Source organism: Type-D symbiont of Plautia stali, assembly GCF_001485335.1.
In the GTDB taxonomy this organism is placed as follows: domain Bacteria; phylum Pseudomonadota; class Gammaproteobacteria; order Enterobacterales; family Enterobacteriaceae; genus Pantoea; species Pantoea vagans_C.
The window spans coordinates 31788-48228 of record NZ_BBOC01000018.1 but is presented as its reverse complement, the minus strand read 5'-3'; the positions used below and the strand labels follow the sequence as shown (position 1 = coordinate 48228).

Sequence of the window (16441 nt, the reverse complement as noted above, 5' to 3'; positions counted from 1 at the left end):
TAGTCACATGTCAGAACATTCTACTAACGAAATGCAGTTCCAGATTCAACGTGTCTATACCAAAGACGTTTCTTACGAAGCGCCAAATGCCCCTCAGGTTTTCCAGAAAGAGTGGGAACCTGAAGTGAAGCTGGATCTGGACACAGCTTCGTCTCAGCTGGCTGATGAAGTGTACGAAGTCGTTCTGCGTGTGACTGTGACCGCAACTGTGGGTGAAGACACCGCGTTCCTGTGTGAAGTACAGCAGGCAGGTATCTTCACTATCGGCGGTATTGAAGGTACGCAGATGGCGCATTGCTTGGGTGCTTACTGCCCGAACATTCTGTTCCCTTATGCGCGTGAGTGCATCACCAGCCTCGTATCGCGTGGTACTTTCCCGCAGCTCAATCTGGCGCCAGTTAACTTTGATGCCCTGTTCATGAACTATCTGCAGCAGCAAGGTGAAGGCGAAGCGCCACGTCAGGATGCCTGATGACTACACTTAACGCTTCTATTAGCGTCATCGGTGCCGGCTCGTACGGCACCGCATTGGCCATCACTCTGGCCCGCAACGGCCATCCGGTATTACTTTGGGGCCACAACCCACAAAGCGTGGCGCAGCTCAAAGCTGACCGATGCAATACCGCTTTCCTGCCCGATGTTCCTTTCCCCGATAATCTTGCCCCTGAGGCCGATCTGGCGACAGTCGTTAATGCCAGCCGCGATCTGCTTGTGGTCGTGCCCAGCCATGTTTTTGGCGACGTGCTGACTCAGCTTAAGCCACATCTGCGCGCGGATTCTCGCATTGTGTGGGCAACTAAGGGCCTGGAGAAAGAAACCGGGCGTTTATTGCAGGATGTCGCACGTGAAATTCTGGGCGATAGCATTCCGCTGGCAGTGATTTCCGGGCCAACCTTTGCGAAAGAACTTGCGGCAGGATTGCCAACCGCCATTGCGCTGGCAGCTACGGATGCGCAATTCGCTGACGATCTGCAGCAAAAACTGCACTGCGGTAAAAGCTTCCGCGTTTATAACAATCCGGACTTCATCGGTGTGCAACTTGGCGGTGCCGTGAAAAACGTGATCGCCATTGGCGCTGGCATTTCTGATGGTATCGGTTTTGGCGCTAACGCCCGAACCGCGCTCATCACGCGTGGCCTGACAGAAATGAGCCGCCTGGGAGCTGCGTTAGGTGCTGATCCCACCACTTTTATGGGGATGGCGGGACTAGGCGATTTAGTGCTGACCTGTACCGATAATCAATCACGCAACCGTCGTTTTGGCATGATGCTGGGGCAGGGTGAGAGCGTTGATGAGGCACAACGCATTATCGGACAAGTTGTAGAAGGTTATCGAAACACTAAAGAAGTCAAAGTATTGGCGGCACGAATGGGTGTCGAGATGCCGATAACTGAGCAGATTTATCAGGTCTTGTATTGCGAAAAATCGGCGCGAGAGGCAGCATTGAGTTTACTTGGCCGTGCAAGGAAGGACGAAAACAGCCAAAGCTGAAGCCGGATGCCCAGCTAAACCACCTGCAGCGCCTCTCAGGCGCTTTTTTATCGGGAGCACAGAGCAATGTCGTCAGAAGAGTTAGAACTGGTCTGGAACAACATCAAAGCTGAAGCCAGAGCGCTGGCTGATTGTGAACCCATGCTGGCCAGTTTTTATCACGCGACATTGCTTAAGCATGAGAACCTCGGCAGTGCGCTGAGCTACATGCTGGCGAACAAACTGGCGAACCCGATTATGCCTGCTATCGCCGTGCGCGAGATCGTTGAAGAAGCCTATCGTGAAGACCCAGAGATGATTGTCTCAGCGGCTTATGATATCCAGGCAGTGCGTATGCGTGACCCGGCCGTCGATAAATATTCCACACCTCTGCTCTATCTGAAAGGCTTCCATGCGTTGCAAGCCTATCGCATTGGCCACTGGCTGTGGAAAGAGGGGCGTCGCGCTCTGGCTGTTTACCTGCAGAATGAAATCTCAGTCTCCTTCGCCGTGGATATTCACCCGGCTGCACGTATTGGTCGCGGCATCATGCTCGACCATGCAACGGGCATCGTCATTGGTGAAACGGCGGTGGTGGAAAACGACGTGTCGATTTTGCAGTCGGTGACGTTAGGCGGTACCGGTAAAACCAGCGGCGATCGCCATCCGAAGATCCGTGAAGGCGTGATGATTGGGGCGGGCGCCAAGATTCTGGGCAATATTGAAGTGGGACGCGGCGCGAAAATTGGCGCCGGGTCGGTCGTCTTGCAACCCGTCCCCCCGCATACCACAGCGGCAGGCGTACCGGCGCGCATCGTCGGCAAACCCACCAGTGATAAGCCATCAATGGATATGGATCAACTCTTCAATGGCGCCGGTTTTGAATACGGCGACGGCATCTAGCTTTTGATCAGTGCGCCACTGTAATCAAGCTGGCGCCACGCTTCATACACCACCACCGATACCGCATTTGAAAGGTTCATACTGCGACTTTCCGCCATCATCGGAATGCGGATCTTCTGCTCTGCAGGCAGCGCATTAAGAATCTCTGCCGGTAATCCACGGCTTTCTGGACCAAACAGCAAATAATCCCCTTTCTGATAACTTACCGCGCTGTGTGCCGGTGTCCCTTTAGTGGTCAAGGCAAAGAGTCGCTGTGGGGCTTCTGACGCGAGAAACGCCGCATAATTGGCGTGTTTCTTCAGCGAGGTGTATTCGTGATAGTCCAGCCCGGCACGGCGCAGGCGTTTATCATCCCAGGCAAAGCCCAGCGGCTCAATCAGATGCAACTGAAAGCCGGTGTTCGCACAGAGGCGGATGATATTGCCGGTATTTGGCGGGATTTCAGGTTCAAATAAAACGATGTTCAGCATAAGGCCCCCGGAAACGAGGGCCGAAGCATAGCAAATTATTGGCGAGCGGAGTACAGCGGTAACCACAGCGTAAGACGCAGGCCCCCCAGTGGACTGTCATCCGCTTTCACCCAACCTCGGTGTTGCTGGACGGCCGTTTCAACAATCGCCAGACCTAAACCGGTGCCACCGGATTCACGATCGCGCGCTTCATCTGTGCGATAAAACGGACGGAAAATCTGTTCGCGATCCTCGGCACTGACGCCTGGGCCATCATCATCGACGTGGACAGTGATACCCTGAATATCTACTGAGAAGCTGACACTGATGTGGTTGTGGGAATAGCGCAACGCATTACGCACGATATTTTCCAACGCACTCTCCAGCGCATGCGGGTTGCCATAGAGCGGCCATGGGCCAGGCGGGTAAGGCACATCCATGGTTTTACCCATCTGCTCTGCTTCGAATTTGGCGTCTTCCAGCACGCCATTCCAAAGCTGGTTTGCCTTCATCGCTTCACTCACCAGCGCATTTTTGTGTTGCGTGCGCGACAGCACCAGCAGATCGTTAATCATGCCATCCAGGCGCTGTGCTTCCGTTTCGATACGTTGTAGCTCTTTACCTTCACCGTTACGACGACGCAGCAGCGCTGTGGCCAACTGAAGGCGCGTAAGCGGCGTGCGCAGTTCATGGCTGATGTCAGACAGCAGGCGCTGTTGAGCAGTCATCATACGTTCTAGCGCACTCACCATTTGGTTGAAGCTCGATCCTGCGGCGAGAAACTCCTGTGGGCCGGATTCCAGTTCAGGATGCTGGCGTAAGTTACCGCTTGCTACTTCATCGGCCGCATACTTCAGTTTGCGTGCCGGGCGAGCCAGGCTCCACGCCAGCCATAACAGCAGTGGCGAGCTGATCAGCATCGTGACAATCAGCAGCAGTAAAGGTCGATCAAATAACAGGTTAACAAAATCCAGCTGCGAACTGGTGGCAGGTCGAATCAGGTAAAGCTGGTAATTGTCTTCGCCATCGCGCACGGCGAAGGGGCCGACCATTTCCACGCGACCATACTTCTTCTTCTGCGGATGATCGGCGTTATCTGCCTGGCCGATAAAGTTACGGATCACCTGCATTTCATTGTGTTGAGCGCCGATGACGCGGCCTTCACTGGTGACCAGCAATAAACGTTGCCCCGGCGGGGCCCATTTATCGATGGCGCGAAATAGCCGACGCCACCACATCAAATCGTTAGGCGGGTCTTGTGACAGTTCAGCTTCAACGTGTTGTTCAATCATGGTGCCCTGTCGTTGCTCACTTTCCAGCAGCGATGTCATCTGGCGTGAGTCGAGTTTGGGCACCATCAAAACCAGCATCAACACCAACGCCAGCGTGAGCCAGAAGATGGCGAAGATGCGGGTGGTCAAACTTCCAATCATGATGCCGAAACCATCAGATAGCCGCGTCCGCGCAGAGTTTTAAACCACGGATGACCATCACGACGTTCCGGCAATTTACGACGCAGGTTAGAGATATGCATGTCAATGGCACGGTCAAACGGCGTCAGGCGTTTGCCCAGTACTTCCTGGCTTAGATGTTCGCGCGAAACCACCTGACCCAAATGCTGTGCCAGCAAATAAAGCAGGGTGAATTCGGTACCCGTAAGATCCAGTGTTTCAGTATCGAAACTGGCTTCCTGGCGACCGGGATTCAGGCGTAAACAATCCACTTCCAGCGTTGGCGAGCTGTTGTCATGCTGCTGTTGCTGTTCGCTCCAGTTTGAACGGCGCAAAATAGCACGGATACGCGCTACCAGTTCGCGGTCGTTAAACGGTTTTGGCAGATAGTCGTCCGCGCCCAGCTCAAGGCCGAGAACGCGATCTAACTCACTGCCACGCGCGGTCAGCATAATGACCGGAGTCTGATGTTGCTGGCGTAATTCTTTCAACGTATCGATACCGTTCTTTTTCGGCATCATGACGTCGAGCAATAACAAGTCAACGGTGTTGTCCAGTAGGTTGAGCGCCTGCTCGCCATCACCGGCGACAATCACCTCAAAACCTTCCATTTCAAGCAGTTCTTTAAGCAGCGAAGTTAATTCGCGGTCGTCATCAACCAACAGGATTTTATTCATTTTTTATTGCCCTCCGCAGGCAAAATACCGTGTTCCATGACCTGCAATCCAACGCTTTACGTAGTTTTACACCCCCTGACGGATGTTTGCAGCCATCGCCGTACACTAGCTCTCGTTGAATCGCAAAACGGAACGAACTGGGAGTAAACGATGCGCTACTTAACCGCCGTCGTCATTGCCTCAGCGATGGTTCTCAGTCACGCCAGCGCAGAAGCAGCAGACACGACGACGATTGACGAGATGCATCAGTACAGCGGATTGACGACAGGCAGTATGACGCAAAATCCGCAAAGCCACATGTTCGATGGCATTGAGCTGACTGAACAACAGCGGCAACAGATGCGAGACCTGATGCAGCAAGCGCGACACGAACGCCCCGTATTGAGCGTTCAGGACATTGAAACTATGCATGACCTTGTCATTGCAGACAAATTTAACGAATCGGCCATCCGCCAGCAGGCAGAAAAACAAGCCCGCGCGCAGGTTGAACTGCAAGTTGAGATGGCTCGGGTTCGTAACCAGATGTATCACCTGCTTACGCCTGCACAGCAAGCGTTATTGCAGCAGAATTATGAGCGGCGTCTCAAGAATATGCGTCAGCTCTCCGGATTGCAGCCATCATCACCGCTGCATGCAGTGAGTAGTACCAGCAGTAACCAGTAACATAGTATCCCTGTTTTCCTTGCCATAGACACCATCCCTGTCTTCCCCGCCATGATGGCGGGGTTTTTTTGCCTGTCATTGCGCTGACGCATCATTAACTTAATATCAATCCACGCAGCTTAAGCTGGCCGATGATAAACTTTAGCCATGATTTAACCACGGCGTGGCGCTTTAGCGTGCGCTTTCATGAGGCAAGGCATGGATCCCTCCTATGCAAAACTCGTCAACCGAGCTGCGCTGGCAGCAACGACACTGGCGACACTGCTGTTAATCGTCAAAGTTTTCGCCTGGTGGCTAACCGGTTCAGTCAGCATGTTGGCCGCGCTGGTTGATTCACTGGTCGATATTGCCGCATCACTCACCAACCTGTTGGTGGTGCGCTATTCATTACAGCCAGCCGATGATGATCATACCTTTGGTCACGGTAAAGCGGAGTCGCTGGCAGCGCTGGCTCAGAGCATGTTCATCTCCGGTTCTGCCCTGTTTCTCTTCCTCACCGGTATTCAGCATCTTGCGTCACCCAATACGCTGCATTCGCCGCTGGTAGGCATTGTGGTGACGGTGGTTGCTCTGTTCTCAACGCTGTTGTTGGTGACGTTCCAGCGCTGGGTTGTCAGGCGCACACGTAGCCAGGCTATTAGAGCGGATATGCTGCACTATCAATCCGATGTGGTGATGAACGGCGCGATTCTGGTCGCCCTGGTGTTAAGCAGCTATGGTTTTGTCAGGGCAGATGCGTTATTCGCCTTAGGGATCGGCGTCTACATTCTCTATAACGCATTACGTATGGGCTATGAAGCGGTGCAATCGCTACTGGATCGCGCGTTGCCGGAAGAGGAAAAACAGGCAATTATTGATGTAGTCAGTGACTGGCCAGGCGTGCGTGGTGCGCATGCGTTACGTACACGTCAGTCTGGGCCGACGCGTTTTATACAGCTGCACCTGGAAATGGATGATCACTTACCGTTGCTGCAGGCGCATCAGGTGGCCGATCAGATTGAGCAAGCATTGCGGCAAAAATTTCCCGGTTCTGACGTGATCATTCATCAGGATCCCTGTTCGGTGGTGCCTGAAAATCAGCAAGGTTTTTTTCAGTTTTAGCGGTTAAATATCATGGCGTTGCGTGATAAAAATGACGTAACGCTAACAACTCTGTAAAAAATTAGCGAAAACTTGTCTGACCTGAATCAATTCAGCATCAAGCCTTTGATATACTATCTGCAACTATTAAGCCGCACGATCGTGAATGGGTTTACACCGGTCGGCAGGCAGGAATAATCCTTAGTTTTGAACAATCCAGAGGTTGTCATGATCAAAAAAATCGGAGTACTGACCAGCGGCGGTGACGCCCCAGGCATGAACGCAGCCATTCGCGGAGTTGTCCGTTCCGCGCTGAGTGAAGGCCTTGAAGTTTTTGGTATCTACGACGGCTATCTGGGATTGTATGAAGATCGCATGATCAACCTCGACCGCTACAGCGTATCAGACATGATCAACCGTGGCGGCACTTTCCTTGGCTCTGCGCGCTTCCCGGATTTCCGTAATGAGGACGTTCGCCAGGTCGCGATTGAGAACATGAAAAAGCGCGGCATTGATGCGCTGGTGGTGATTGGCGGTGACGGCTCCTACATGGGTGCCAAGCGTCTGACTGAAATGGGCTTCCCGTGTATTGGTCTGCCTGGCACCATTGATAACGACGTGGCTGGAACCGACTACACCATTGGTTACTTCACCGCACTGGAGACCGTGGTGGAAGCGATTGACCGTCTGCGCGACACCTCATCTTCACACCAGCGTATCTCTATCGTTGAAGTGATGGGTCGTTACTGCGGTGATCTTACCCTGGCTGCCGCGATTGCTGGCGGTTGCGAATTTATCGTGCTGCCGGAAATCCCTTACACCCGCGAAGAGCTGGTGGAAGAGATTAAAGCCGGTATCGCTAAAGGTAAAAAGCACGCCATTGTGGCGATCACTGAGCACATCTGTGATATCGACGACCTGGCACATTACATTGAAGCGGAAACCAAACGCGAAACCCGTGCCACCGTACTTGGTCACATTCAGCGTGGCGGCGCGCCATGTGCCTATGACCGGATTCTGGCTTCTCGCATGGGTGCTTACTCTATTGAACTGCTGTTGCAGGGTTACGGCGGCCGTTGTGTCGGTATCCAAAATGAGAAGATGGTGCACCACGACATCATCGATGCGATTGAGAACATGAAGCGTCCGTTCAAACGCGATTGGCTCGACACCGCGAAAAAACTCTACTAATCAAACTGCATCAGGGCGCGACCTTCATCGCGCCCTTTTTTGCGCACCCTTATATTCCCCTAAGTTATAAACACTCTTTTTTAATTCTTTAATCTATGGATTGGTTTGTGTCAGTCTTGTTCTATAACGACTTCGGGAGAGCAAGCAATGAACAAGTGGAGTATTGGTGTCACCCTGTTACTGGCTTCAACCAGTGTTTTGGCAAAGGATATCCAGCTGTTAAACGTTTCTTACGATCCAACGCGTGAGTTGTACGAGCAGTACAACAAAGCGTTTAGCGCACACTACAAGCAAGAGACCGGCGACAACGTGGTGATTCGCCAGTCGCACGGCGGTTCAGGTAAGCAGGCAACCTCAGTCATCAACGGCATTCGTGCCGATGTGGTGACGCTGGCGCTGCAGTCTGACGTAGATGCCATTGCTGACCGAGGTCGTATCGATAAAAACTGGATCAAACGCCTGCCTGATAACTCCGCACCTTACACCTCAACCATCGTGTTCCTGGTACGCAAAGGCAACCCGAAGGGCATCCATGACTGGAACGATTTGATCAAGCCTGGAGTCTCGGTGATCACCCCGAACCCGAAAACCTCTGGCGGCGCACGTTGGAACTATCTGGCCGCATGGGGCTGGGCACTGGACCAAAATAATGGCGATCAGGCCAAGGCTCTGGCTTATGTGAAAGCGCTTTTCAAGAATGTGGAAGTGCAGGATTCTGGCGCGCGCGGCGCGACTAATACCTTTGTTGAACGTGGTATTGGCGATGTGCTGATTGCCTGGGAAAACGAAGCCTATCTGGCGGTGAATAAGCTGGGTAAAGATAAATTTGAAATTGTCACCCCGAGCGAGTCGATTCTGGCTGAGCCAACGGTTTCCGTGGTGGATAAAGTGGTGGATGAGCAGGGCACGCGCAAAGTCGCCGAAGAGTATCTGAAGTACCTTTACTCACCGGAAGGCCAGACCATCGCGGCGGAAAACTTCTATCGTCCACGCGATCCTGAAGTGGCCAAGAAGTTTGCCAGTACTTTTGCCCCGGTCAAACTCTTCACGATCGACAGTAAGTTTGGTGGCTGGACACAGGCCCAGAAAACCCACTTCGCCGATGGTGGCAGCTATGATCAGGTGATGAAACCGTAATCGCATCATCTTTAAATTGAAACGGTCAGCCTTGCGCTGGCCGTTTTGCTTTGCGTGGCAGCAAAAGTCCGTGACTTTACCCATTCGGCAGGCGAGGATGCAGGCAGGTGATGAACAGAGGGCCAGGCCATGCAGGGAAGTCGTCGTACCCTGAAGTTATTGACCGTGTTGTTGCTGCTATTGATAGTGGGGCTGATCGTCAGTGCCTTTCACTTCCAGAAAAATTCTAATGCGTTATGGCAGATCATCAGTGAGAAGTGCGTACCCAATATGGCGAAGAGCGGCAATCCTGCCCCTTGCCAGCAGGTCAACACTGCACAGGGCTATGTCACGTTAAAAGATCTCAACGGGCCATTGCAGTTTTTACTGATGCCGATTGAGAAAATCACCGGCATGGAAAGCCCCATCATTCTCGAACCCACTACGCCGAATCTGTTTGCTGCCGCCTGGCAGCAGCGCAGTTTACTGGCGAAAAAACGCGGTGCGCCGATTGATGATAGCGCACTGTCGCTGGCGATAAATGCGCAATATGGTCGCTCGCAGAATCAGCTGCACATCCACATTTCCTGCTTACGTCCTGATATTCGGCAGCAGTTGGATAGCATGACGGCACGACTTAACGAGCAGTGGCAATCCGCTACGCTGCGCAAACATCATTATCTGATTCGTACGCTTTCGACCGCTGAACTGGCGCAACAAAGCGCATTTATCCGTCTGGCAGAAGAAGTGCCAAATGCACGCAGTGAGATGGGGAAATATGGGCTGGCATTGGTCGCGTTACCGGATGGTCGCCTGGCGTTACTGGCGTTGGAGCGGAACTGGCTGAAGTTGAATAGCGGTTCGGCGGAAGAGTTGCAGGACCATCAATGCCAGATTTTGCATTAATGAAATTCAGGTGCGCATGAATGCGCACCCTACAGATTCGGAGCGGTTCTTCGTAGGGTCGCCATTAATGGCGACCTGTAAAAAGACCTTAGCCTACAGCTTAAGCGTTTTTCGCTGCCGCAGCGGCTTTCACGATAACTGCGAAAGCGTCCGCTTTCAGTGATGCACCGCCAACCAGCGCGCCATCGATGTCTGGCTGGGTGAACAGTTCTGCCGCATTTTTATCGTTAACAGAACCGCCGTACTGAATAATCACCTGCTGAGCAATCGCCGCATCTTTCTTCGCGATGTGGTCACGGATGAATTTGTGCACGGCCTGAGCCTGTGCAGGGGTGGCTGATTTACCGGTACCGATCGCCCAGACTGGCTCGTAAGCGATAACCACGCCTTCAAAGGCAGCAGCACCCTGAGTTTCCAGTACCGCGTCGATCTGACGTGCGCACACTTCTTCGGTTTTGCCCGCTTCGTTTTCTGCTTCGGTTTCACCGATGCACAGGACGGGAATCAGACCACCCGCTTTCAGCACCGCAAATTTCTTCGCGATGAACTCGTCACTTTCTTTGTGGTAAGTACGGCGCTCAGAGTGGCCGATAATGATGTATTTCGCGCCGACGTCTTTCAGCATGTCTGCGGAGGTTTCACCGGTGAATGCGCCTGACAGGTTAACATCGACGTTCTGAGCACCCAGTGCAATGTGGCTACCGGAAATGGCGTGTTTTGCCAGGTCAAGATAGATAGCCGGTGGGGCAATCGCTACACCACAACCTTCAACACCTGACAGCTCTTTGCGCAGACCTTCGATCAGCTCGCCCGCCATGTGCTTACTGCCGTTCAGTTTCCAGTTACCCATAACCAGTGGATGTCGCATTCTTTCCTCCGCATAACGCGATTCATGAAATAGCGCTGCCATCGGGCAGCGATGTCTGCCAGACAGTATAGAGATCAAATGTGCCGCTGGCTTTGCTTTTCGTCATTTTTGCCGGAGTGATCAGGGGGTAGCAAGCGAGAGTTTTATCGGCTCAACCGCGAAGGTCAAACCCTTGTCGCCGTTGTCTGCCACCACAAAACGCAGTGCGCCTTCGGTGCGAGCAAAATAGCGCACGCCTTTACCGGCATTAAGGAGGGAGTCGAGTTTTTTGCGTCCGTCTTCAGGTGACAATCCCGGCACGAAAAAGCGCAGCAGGGCGGTCATGTAATCCATGGCGCGGGCCTGCGCGGCTTTCATGTCAGGGCCTGGAACCGGTAGCCAGGTGATTTGCAGCGTTTTGATTTTTCCGGTGCCTTGCTCCAGTGCGGTGGAAGCGTACAGCGTTTCGCTGATTTTGCTGGCAGCGCGCGTCAGGTTGCTCTTGTCGTCGCGATTATCGATAGCGCGATACTCCAGCAGCGGCAGTTCTGGATTCGCCGCATTATATTTTTCGCGGAACTGCGCGATGGTCATATCAAAGGTGGGCGCGCCCGCCAGCAAATAGGGCGCAGCAGGCAGATGATCGCTACGATCCTGCGCAGGTGCGTCCTCCGCCCAGGCGGGAAATGTCAGTGCGAGGCTAACAAGCAGCGCGACTGGCAGGTTCTTCATTGCTTCGGCCCTAAATCATTCACTTAGCCCATGATTAGAACGGTTTTTACCGACCAAAGTCAAAACTCGCACTGAGAAAAATCTGACATTAATCACACCGCACTTATCACCAGTAATGTTCGCTGGTCATATGACCGGGTTTGCGTTTGAAATGTTTGCGCATATCACGCGACTCTTTCAACAACTGCTGGGTATCACGCACCATTTGTGGATTGCCACACAGCATCACGTGGCTGGTGTCAGCTGTCATCGGCAAGCCAACGGCACGTTCTAATGCTCCGCTTTCAATCAATTGTGGCACACGGCCGTGCAGTGAACCGGCTATCTCTTCGCGGCTCACCACCGTTTGGATATGCAGTTTGCCCTGATAGCGCTGTTGCAACTGCTGCATCAGCGGTAAAAAGCTCAGGTCATCGGCATAGCGCGCGGCATGAACCAGCACAATATTGTCAAAACGTTCCAGGCCTTCACCTTGCTGCAGAATCGACAAGTAGGGACCGATTGCGGTGCCGGTAGCCAACATCCACAGGGTGCGGCAGTCGGGAATTTCGTCGAGCACAAAAAATCCTGCGGCTTCTTTGGTCACCATCACCTGATCGCCAGGCTGTAATGCCTGTAAACGCGGGCTGAGTTTACCTTCCGGTACCGTGACCAGATAAAACTCCAGCAGCGGATCCTGCGGGGCATTCACATAAGAGTAAGCGCGCTGTACGCGTTCGCCGTCAATCTCCAGCGCCAGTTTGGCAAATTGCCCGGCGGTGAAAGCATCAATGGGCGCGGTAACGCGCAGGCTGAACAGTGCGTCGGTCCAGTTTTTCACTTCTTTCACTTCAGCATTGATCCACTCTGCCATGATCGCTCCTTATTGTTGATTATTCAGGCATGTCACTATCATCGTCAGCCAGCCAGCTCATTTCCAGCCCTGTGCCGGGCAAAGCGCTCTCAGCGACAAATGGAGCGCACAGATCAGCAACTGTAGCGACCACTTTACAAGCCTGGTACATAAGCTTGCCGCCTGCGCGTAAACCACTTTGCGCTCACCTCTCGATTTGTCACTCAATCCTGATATTTTTGCCGCCATTCATTTCAGATGGCATTTTTTCATGCTGTCTTAATTTTGTTTCTCAGGCAGACATTTTGTTCCATGTTGAAAAATAAAACGCAAAACCGCTTCCTGTTATTCATGCTGATCGTTTTAGTGGCCGTGGGTCAGATGGCGCAAACGATCTATGTTCCGGCGATGGCCAACATGGCGGAAGCGCTCAATGTGCGCAGCGGCACCATGCAGCAGGTGATGGCCGCATACCTGATGACCTATGGCGGATCGCAGCTGATCTACGGCCCACTGTCAGACAGTGTTGGTCGTCGCCCGGTGATCCTTATCGGTATGACGATCTTTGCCGTGGGCGCGTTGATCGCTATGTTCGCACCCTTGCTACACATTTTAGTCCTCGGCAGTGCTGTGCAAGGGCTGGGGACTGGCGTGGCGGGTGTGATGGCGCGCACCATGCCACGCGATCTCTATTCGGGTATTGCGCTGCGCCAGGCTAACAGTCTGCTGAATATGGGCATTTTGGTCAGCCCACTGCTGGCACCGGTGATAGGCGCATTGCTCACGCATCTGTTTGGCTGGCACGCCTGTTTCGCCTTCCTGCTGCTGCTGTGTGTGGGCGTAACGGCCTCTATGGCGCGCTGGTTACCGGAAACGCGTCCCGTTGAAACGCCTGCTACGCCGTTCCTGCGTCGTTATGCCACGTTGCTCAGTGACGGCAATTTTGTGCGCTTTCTGCTACTGCTGATTGGCGCACTGGCAGGCATCGCGGTGTTTGAGGCCAGCTGTGGCGTGCTGCTCGGAGGTGTGCTGGGTCTTGATGGGTTGACCGTCAGTATTTTGTTTATTCTGCCCATTCCGGCGGCGTTCTTTGGCGCATGGTTTGCCGGGCGTGAGCAGAAATCCTGGCACACGCTGATGTGGTATGGCGTCAACAGTTGCTTGCTGGCTGGTTTATTGATGTGGGTCCCAGCCTGGTTCGGCATCATGAATATCTGGACGCTGCTGGTGCCAGCCGCGTTGTTCTTCTTTGGTGCCGGTATGCTGTTCCCGCTGGCGACCTCTGGCGCAATGGAACCCTATGCCTGGTTAGCGGGCAGTGCGGGTGCGCTGATTGGTGGCTTGCAGAATTTGGGTTCAGGCGTGATTGCCTGGCTATCCGCGCTGTTACCTCAGCACGATCAGTCCAGCCTTGGCATGCTGATGTTTGTGACGTCACTGGTGATGTTGCTGTGCTGGTGGCCGCTCTCACGTCATCCTGAGAGCGGCAAACAGGCGATTACAGGATAAACTGATGCAGCGCCGCGTCTTTGCGATCCAGATAATGGATCGACTGGATGCGGCGAATGGTGCGTGATTTGCCGCGTACCAACAGGGTTTCGCTGGTGGCGATGTTACCGTTGCGGGTGATGCCTTTCAGCAGGTCACCGGTGGTGATGCCGGTGGCCGCGAAAATCACGTTATCGTTACGCGCCATCTCCTCCAGCTTCAGCACTTCTCCGGCTTTAATGCCCATCTCTGCGCAGCGTTGCAGCTCTTGCTCGCCAAGACGGCGATTCTCTTCGCTATCCCCTTTGACGTCGTGACGCGCCAGCAAGCGGGCCTGCATGTCGCCATCCATCGCACGGATCACTGCCGCTGACACTACGCCTTCTGGCGCGCCGCCGATACCGTAGAGCACATCCACTTCGCTGTCTGGCATGCAGGTGAGAATGGATGCGGCCACATCGCCATCCGGGAAGGAAAACACGCGCACGCCGAGCTGCTGCAACTGCGCAATCACCGCATCGTGGCGGGGTTTGGCCAGAATCGAGACGGTCAGTTGGCTGAGGGGTTTATCGAGTGCGATAGCGATGTTTTTGAGGTTGGTTTCCAGCGGCAGATTGAGATCGATGGCCCCACGTGCGCCCGGTCCGACAATCAGCTTTTCCATGTACATATCAGGTGCGTGCAGGAAGCTGCCTTTATCGCCCACCGCCAGCACGGCCAGCGCGTTGGCCTGGCCCATGGCCGTCATGCGTGTGCCTTCGATCGGGTCTACGGCGATATCCACCGCGTCGCCACGGCCGGTACCGACTTTTTCTCCGATATACAGCATCGGGGCTTCATCGATTTCGCCTTCGCCAATCACAATCTGGCCGTCGATATCGATGGTATTGAGCATAATGCGCATGGCGTGAACGGCTGCGCCGTCAGCCGCATTTTTATCGCCGCGTCCTAACCAGTGATAGCCCGCTAACGCAGCGGCTTCGGTCACACGGGAAAATTCAATCGCGAGTTCTCGTTTCATGGTTGCACCTGATAAAAAACAGGCAAGCAGTGTAGCACGGAGGGGAAAGTGAGACGGGGAGAAAAACCCGCGGCAGGGTGCCGCGGGTCAGTTGAGTATTACTCTGAGTCTTCCCACGCTTGTGCGCGCGCCACAGCTTTCTTCCAGCCGGCGTAACGTACGTTACGTTCGGTGGTTTCAATGCTTGGGCGGAACTCGCGCTCAACCACGGCTTTCGCACGCACTTCTTCCAGATCGCTCCAGAAGCCAACCGCCAGGCCCGCCAGGTAAGCGGCGCCTAATGCTGTGACCTCACGCACTTCTGGACGCTCAACGCGGGTACCCAGAATGTCTGACTGGAACTGCATCAGGAAGTTGTTGGCAACCGCACCGCCATCAACACGCAGGGATTGCAGGCGTGTCCCCGCATCATTCTGCATGGCTTCCAGTACGTCACGCGTCTGGTAAGCGATGGATTCCAGAGTCGCGCGGATGATGTGGTTAGCATTCGCACCACGCGTCAGGCCAAAGATGGCACCACGCGCATACGGGTCCCAGTATGGAGCGCCCAGACCGGTAAACGCTGGCACCATGTAAACGCCGTTGGTGTCTTTCACTTTCAGCGCGAAGTATTCAGAGTCAGTTGAATCACTGATCAGCTTCATCTCATCACGCAGCCACTGAATGGACGCGCCGCCGATAAACACCGCACCTTCCAGTGCATAGTTCACTTCACCGCGCGGGCCGCAGGCGATGGTGGTCAGCAGGCCGTGGGTGGAGGTCACCGCTTCGGTACCGGTGTTCATCAACATGAAGCAGCCAGTGCCGTAAGTGTTTTTCGCCATGCCAGGTTGCACACAGAGCTGGCCGTACAGTGCTGCCTGCTGGTCACCTGCAATACCGGCGATAGGAATACGCGTACCGCCTTTACCACCGATGTTGGTCTGGCCGTAGATTTCAGAAGAGCCTTTCACTTCCGGCAGCATTTCGCGTGGAATATCAAGGATCTCCAGCATGCGCTCATCCCACTCCAGCTTGTGGATGTTGTACATCATGGTACGCGAGGCATTGGTGTGATCGGTGATGTGTACGCGGCCCTGTGTCATTTTCCACACCAGCCAGGTATCAACGGTTCCGAACAGCAGCTCGCCACGTTTTGCACGCTCACGCGCACCTTCCACGTTGTCGAGAATCCACTTCACTTTGGTGCCGGAGAAGTACGGGTTAATCACCAGACCGGTGGTGTGCTGGATGTACTCTTCCAGACCCTCTTTTTTCAGCTTGTTACAGTAATCCGCAGTACGCGGATCCTGCCAGACAATGGCGTTGTAGATTGGCTTACCGGTCTCTTTATCCCACACGATGGCGGTTTCACGCTGGTTAGTGATACCAATCGCGGCAATTTCATCAGAGCGAATGTCGGCATGAGCCAGCACTTCTACCAGCGTTGAGCTTTGTGAGGCCCAGATGTCCATTGGGTCATGCTCTACCCAGCCCGCTTTCGGGTAGATCTGGGTAAATTCACGCTGTGAGACGGCGACGATGTTCGCGTCATGATCCAGTACCACGGCACGGGAGCTGGTCGTGCCCTGATCGAGCGCGAGAATGTATTTTTTATCAGTCGTAGTCATTTTAT

General features: G+C 53.9%; 17 protein-coding genes. 9 read left to right on the top strand and 8 right to left on the bottom strand.

The window, feature by feature from the left end:
* Nucleotides 1-7: 7 nt before the first annotated feature.
* From secB to cysE, 3 genes are all read left to right on the top strand, one after another.
* The gene (gene secB / locus PSSD_RS27405; protein WP_034823785.1) at nt 8-472 is read left to right on the top strand and encodes a protein-export chaperone SecB; all 465 of its coding nucleotides are present in this window, start codon (nt 8-10) and stop codon (nt 470-472) included.
* Entirely contained in the window at nt 472-1491 is a 1020-nt protein-coding gene (gene gpsA / locus PSSD_RS08075; protein ID WP_058970420.1) for an NAD(P)H-dependent glycerol-3-phosphate dehydrogenase, read from the top strand. Before secB ends, gpsA begins: the two co-directional genes overlap by 1 nt.
* A gap of 66 nt (nt 1492-1557) precedes the next feature.
* Nucleotides 1558-2373 (top strand): serine O-acetyltransferase, encoded by an 816-nt coding sequence (gene cysE / locus PSSD_RS08070; RefSeq protein ID WP_039328225.1) that lies wholly within the window; start codon nt 1558-1560, stop codon nt 2371-2373.
* Here cysE and trmL read toward each other — a convergent pair.
* From trmL to cpxR, 3 genes are read right to left on the bottom strand one after another with little or no spacing between them, the layout of a single operon-like run.
* Entirely contained in the window at nt 2370-2843 is a 474-nt protein-coding gene (trmL, locus tag PSSD_RS08065) for a tRNA (uridine(34)/cytosine(34)/5-carboxymethylaminomethyluridine(34)-2'-O)-methyltransferase TrmL (RefSeq protein WP_039328230.1), read from the bottom strand. The two genes, cysE and trmL, sit on opposite strands and share 4 nt — an antisense overlap.
* Before the next feature lie 35 nt (nt 2844-2878).
* Entirely contained in the window at nt 2879-4255 is a 1377-nt protein-coding gene (gene cpxA / locus PSSD_RS08060; RefSeq protein WP_039328236.1) for an envelope stress sensor histidine kinase CpxA, read from the bottom strand.
* Nucleotides 4252-4950: an envelope stress response regulator transcription factor CpxR gene (gene cpxR / locus PSSD_RS08055; protein WP_039328240.1), complete on the bottom strand. Its 699-nt coding sequence runs from the start codon at nt 4948-4950 to the stop codon at nt 4252-4254. The genes cpxA and cpxR overlap by 4 nt, the downstream gene beginning before the upstream one ends.
* A gap of 150 nt (nt 4951-5100) precedes the next feature.
* On the opposite strand from cpxR, the gene cpxP reads away from it, so the two are divergent.
* The 5 genes from cpxP (at nt 5101) to PSSD_RS08030 (ending at nt 9906) form a co-directional block, all read left to right on the top strand.
* Nucleotides 5101-5613 carry a cell-envelope stress modulator CpxP gene (cpxP, locus tag PSSD_RS08050; protein WP_058970418.1) on the top strand — a complete coding sequence of 171 codons (513 nt, stop codon included), beginning with the start codon at nt 5101-5103 and terminating at the stop codon, nt 5611-5613.
* A 198-nt stretch (nt 5614-5811) separates the two neighbouring features.
* Nucleotides 5812-6714 carry a CDF family cation-efflux transporter FieF gene (gene fieF, locus PSSD_RS08045; RefSeq protein WP_039328246.1) on the top strand — a complete coding sequence of 301 codons (903 nt, stop codon included), beginning with the start codon at nt 5812-5814 and terminating at the stop codon, nt 6712-6714.
* Nucleotides 6715-6921: 207 nt separating this feature from the next.
* Nucleotides 6922-7884 (top strand): 6-phosphofructokinase, encoded by a 963-nt coding sequence (gene pfkA / locus PSSD_RS08040; RefSeq protein ID WP_058970416.1) that lies wholly within the window; start codon nt 6922-6924, stop codon nt 7882-7884.
* Nucleotides 7885-8031: 147 nt separating this feature from the next.
* Nucleotides 8032-9021, top strand: a complete 990-nt coding sequence (locus PSSD_RS08035; RefSeq protein ID WP_058970414.1) for a sulfate ABC transporter substrate-binding protein — start codon at nt 8032-8034, stop codon at nt 9019-9021.
* Between the two features lie 129 nt (nt 9022-9150).
* Nucleotides 9151-9906, top strand: a complete 756-nt coding sequence (locus PSSD_RS08030) for a CDP-diacylglycerol diphosphatase (protein WP_039328256.1) — start codon at nt 9151-9153, stop codon at nt 9904-9906.
* A 100-nt stretch (nt 9907-10006) separates the two neighbouring features.
* On the opposite strand, the gene tpiA is transcribed toward PSSD_RS08030, so the two are convergent.
* The 3 genes from tpiA to fpr all read right to left on the bottom strand — a co-directional run bounded on the left by tpiA (nt 10007) and on the right by fpr (nt 12338).
* Entirely contained in the window at nt 10007-10774 is a 768-nt protein-coding gene (gene tpiA / locus PSSD_RS08025; protein ID WP_058970412.1) for a triose-phosphate isomerase, read from the bottom strand.
* 120 nt (nt 10775-10894) lie between these two features.
* Nucleotides 10895-11485, bottom strand: coding sequence for a YiiQ family protein (locus PSSD_RS08020; protein ID WP_058970410.1), 591 nt, complete (start codon nt 11483-11485; stop codon nt 10895-10897).
* 106 nt (nt 11486-11591) lie between these two features.
* Nucleotides 11592-12338, bottom strand: coding sequence for a ferredoxin--NADP(+) reductase (gene fpr, locus PSSD_RS08015; RefSeq protein ID WP_058970408.1), 747 nt, complete (start codon nt 12336-12338; stop codon nt 11592-11594).
* 291 nt (nt 12339-12629) lie between these two features.
* Here fpr and emrD point away from each other — a divergent pair, with 291 nt between their 5' ends.
* Complete coding sequence (gene emrD / locus PSSD_RS08010) at nt 12630-13826, top strand: multidrug efflux MFS transporter EmrD (RefSeq protein ID WP_058970406.1); 1197 nt, start codon at nt 12630-12632, stop codon at nt 13824-13826.
* On the opposite strand, the gene glpX is transcribed toward emrD, so the two are convergent.
* Entirely contained in the window at nt 13816-14826 is a 1011-nt protein-coding gene (gene glpX, locus PSSD_RS08005) for a class II fructose-bisphosphatase (protein ID WP_058970404.1), read from the bottom strand. The two genes, emrD and glpX, sit on opposite strands and share 11 nt — an antisense overlap.
* 98 nt (nt 14827-14924) lie before the next feature.
* Complete coding sequence (glpK, locus tag PSSD_RS08000) at nt 14925-16436, bottom strand: glycerol kinase GlpK (protein ID WP_034823749.1); 1512 nt, start codon at nt 16434-16436, stop codon at nt 14925-14927.
* Between the last annotated feature and the right edge of the window lie 5 nt (nt 16437-16441).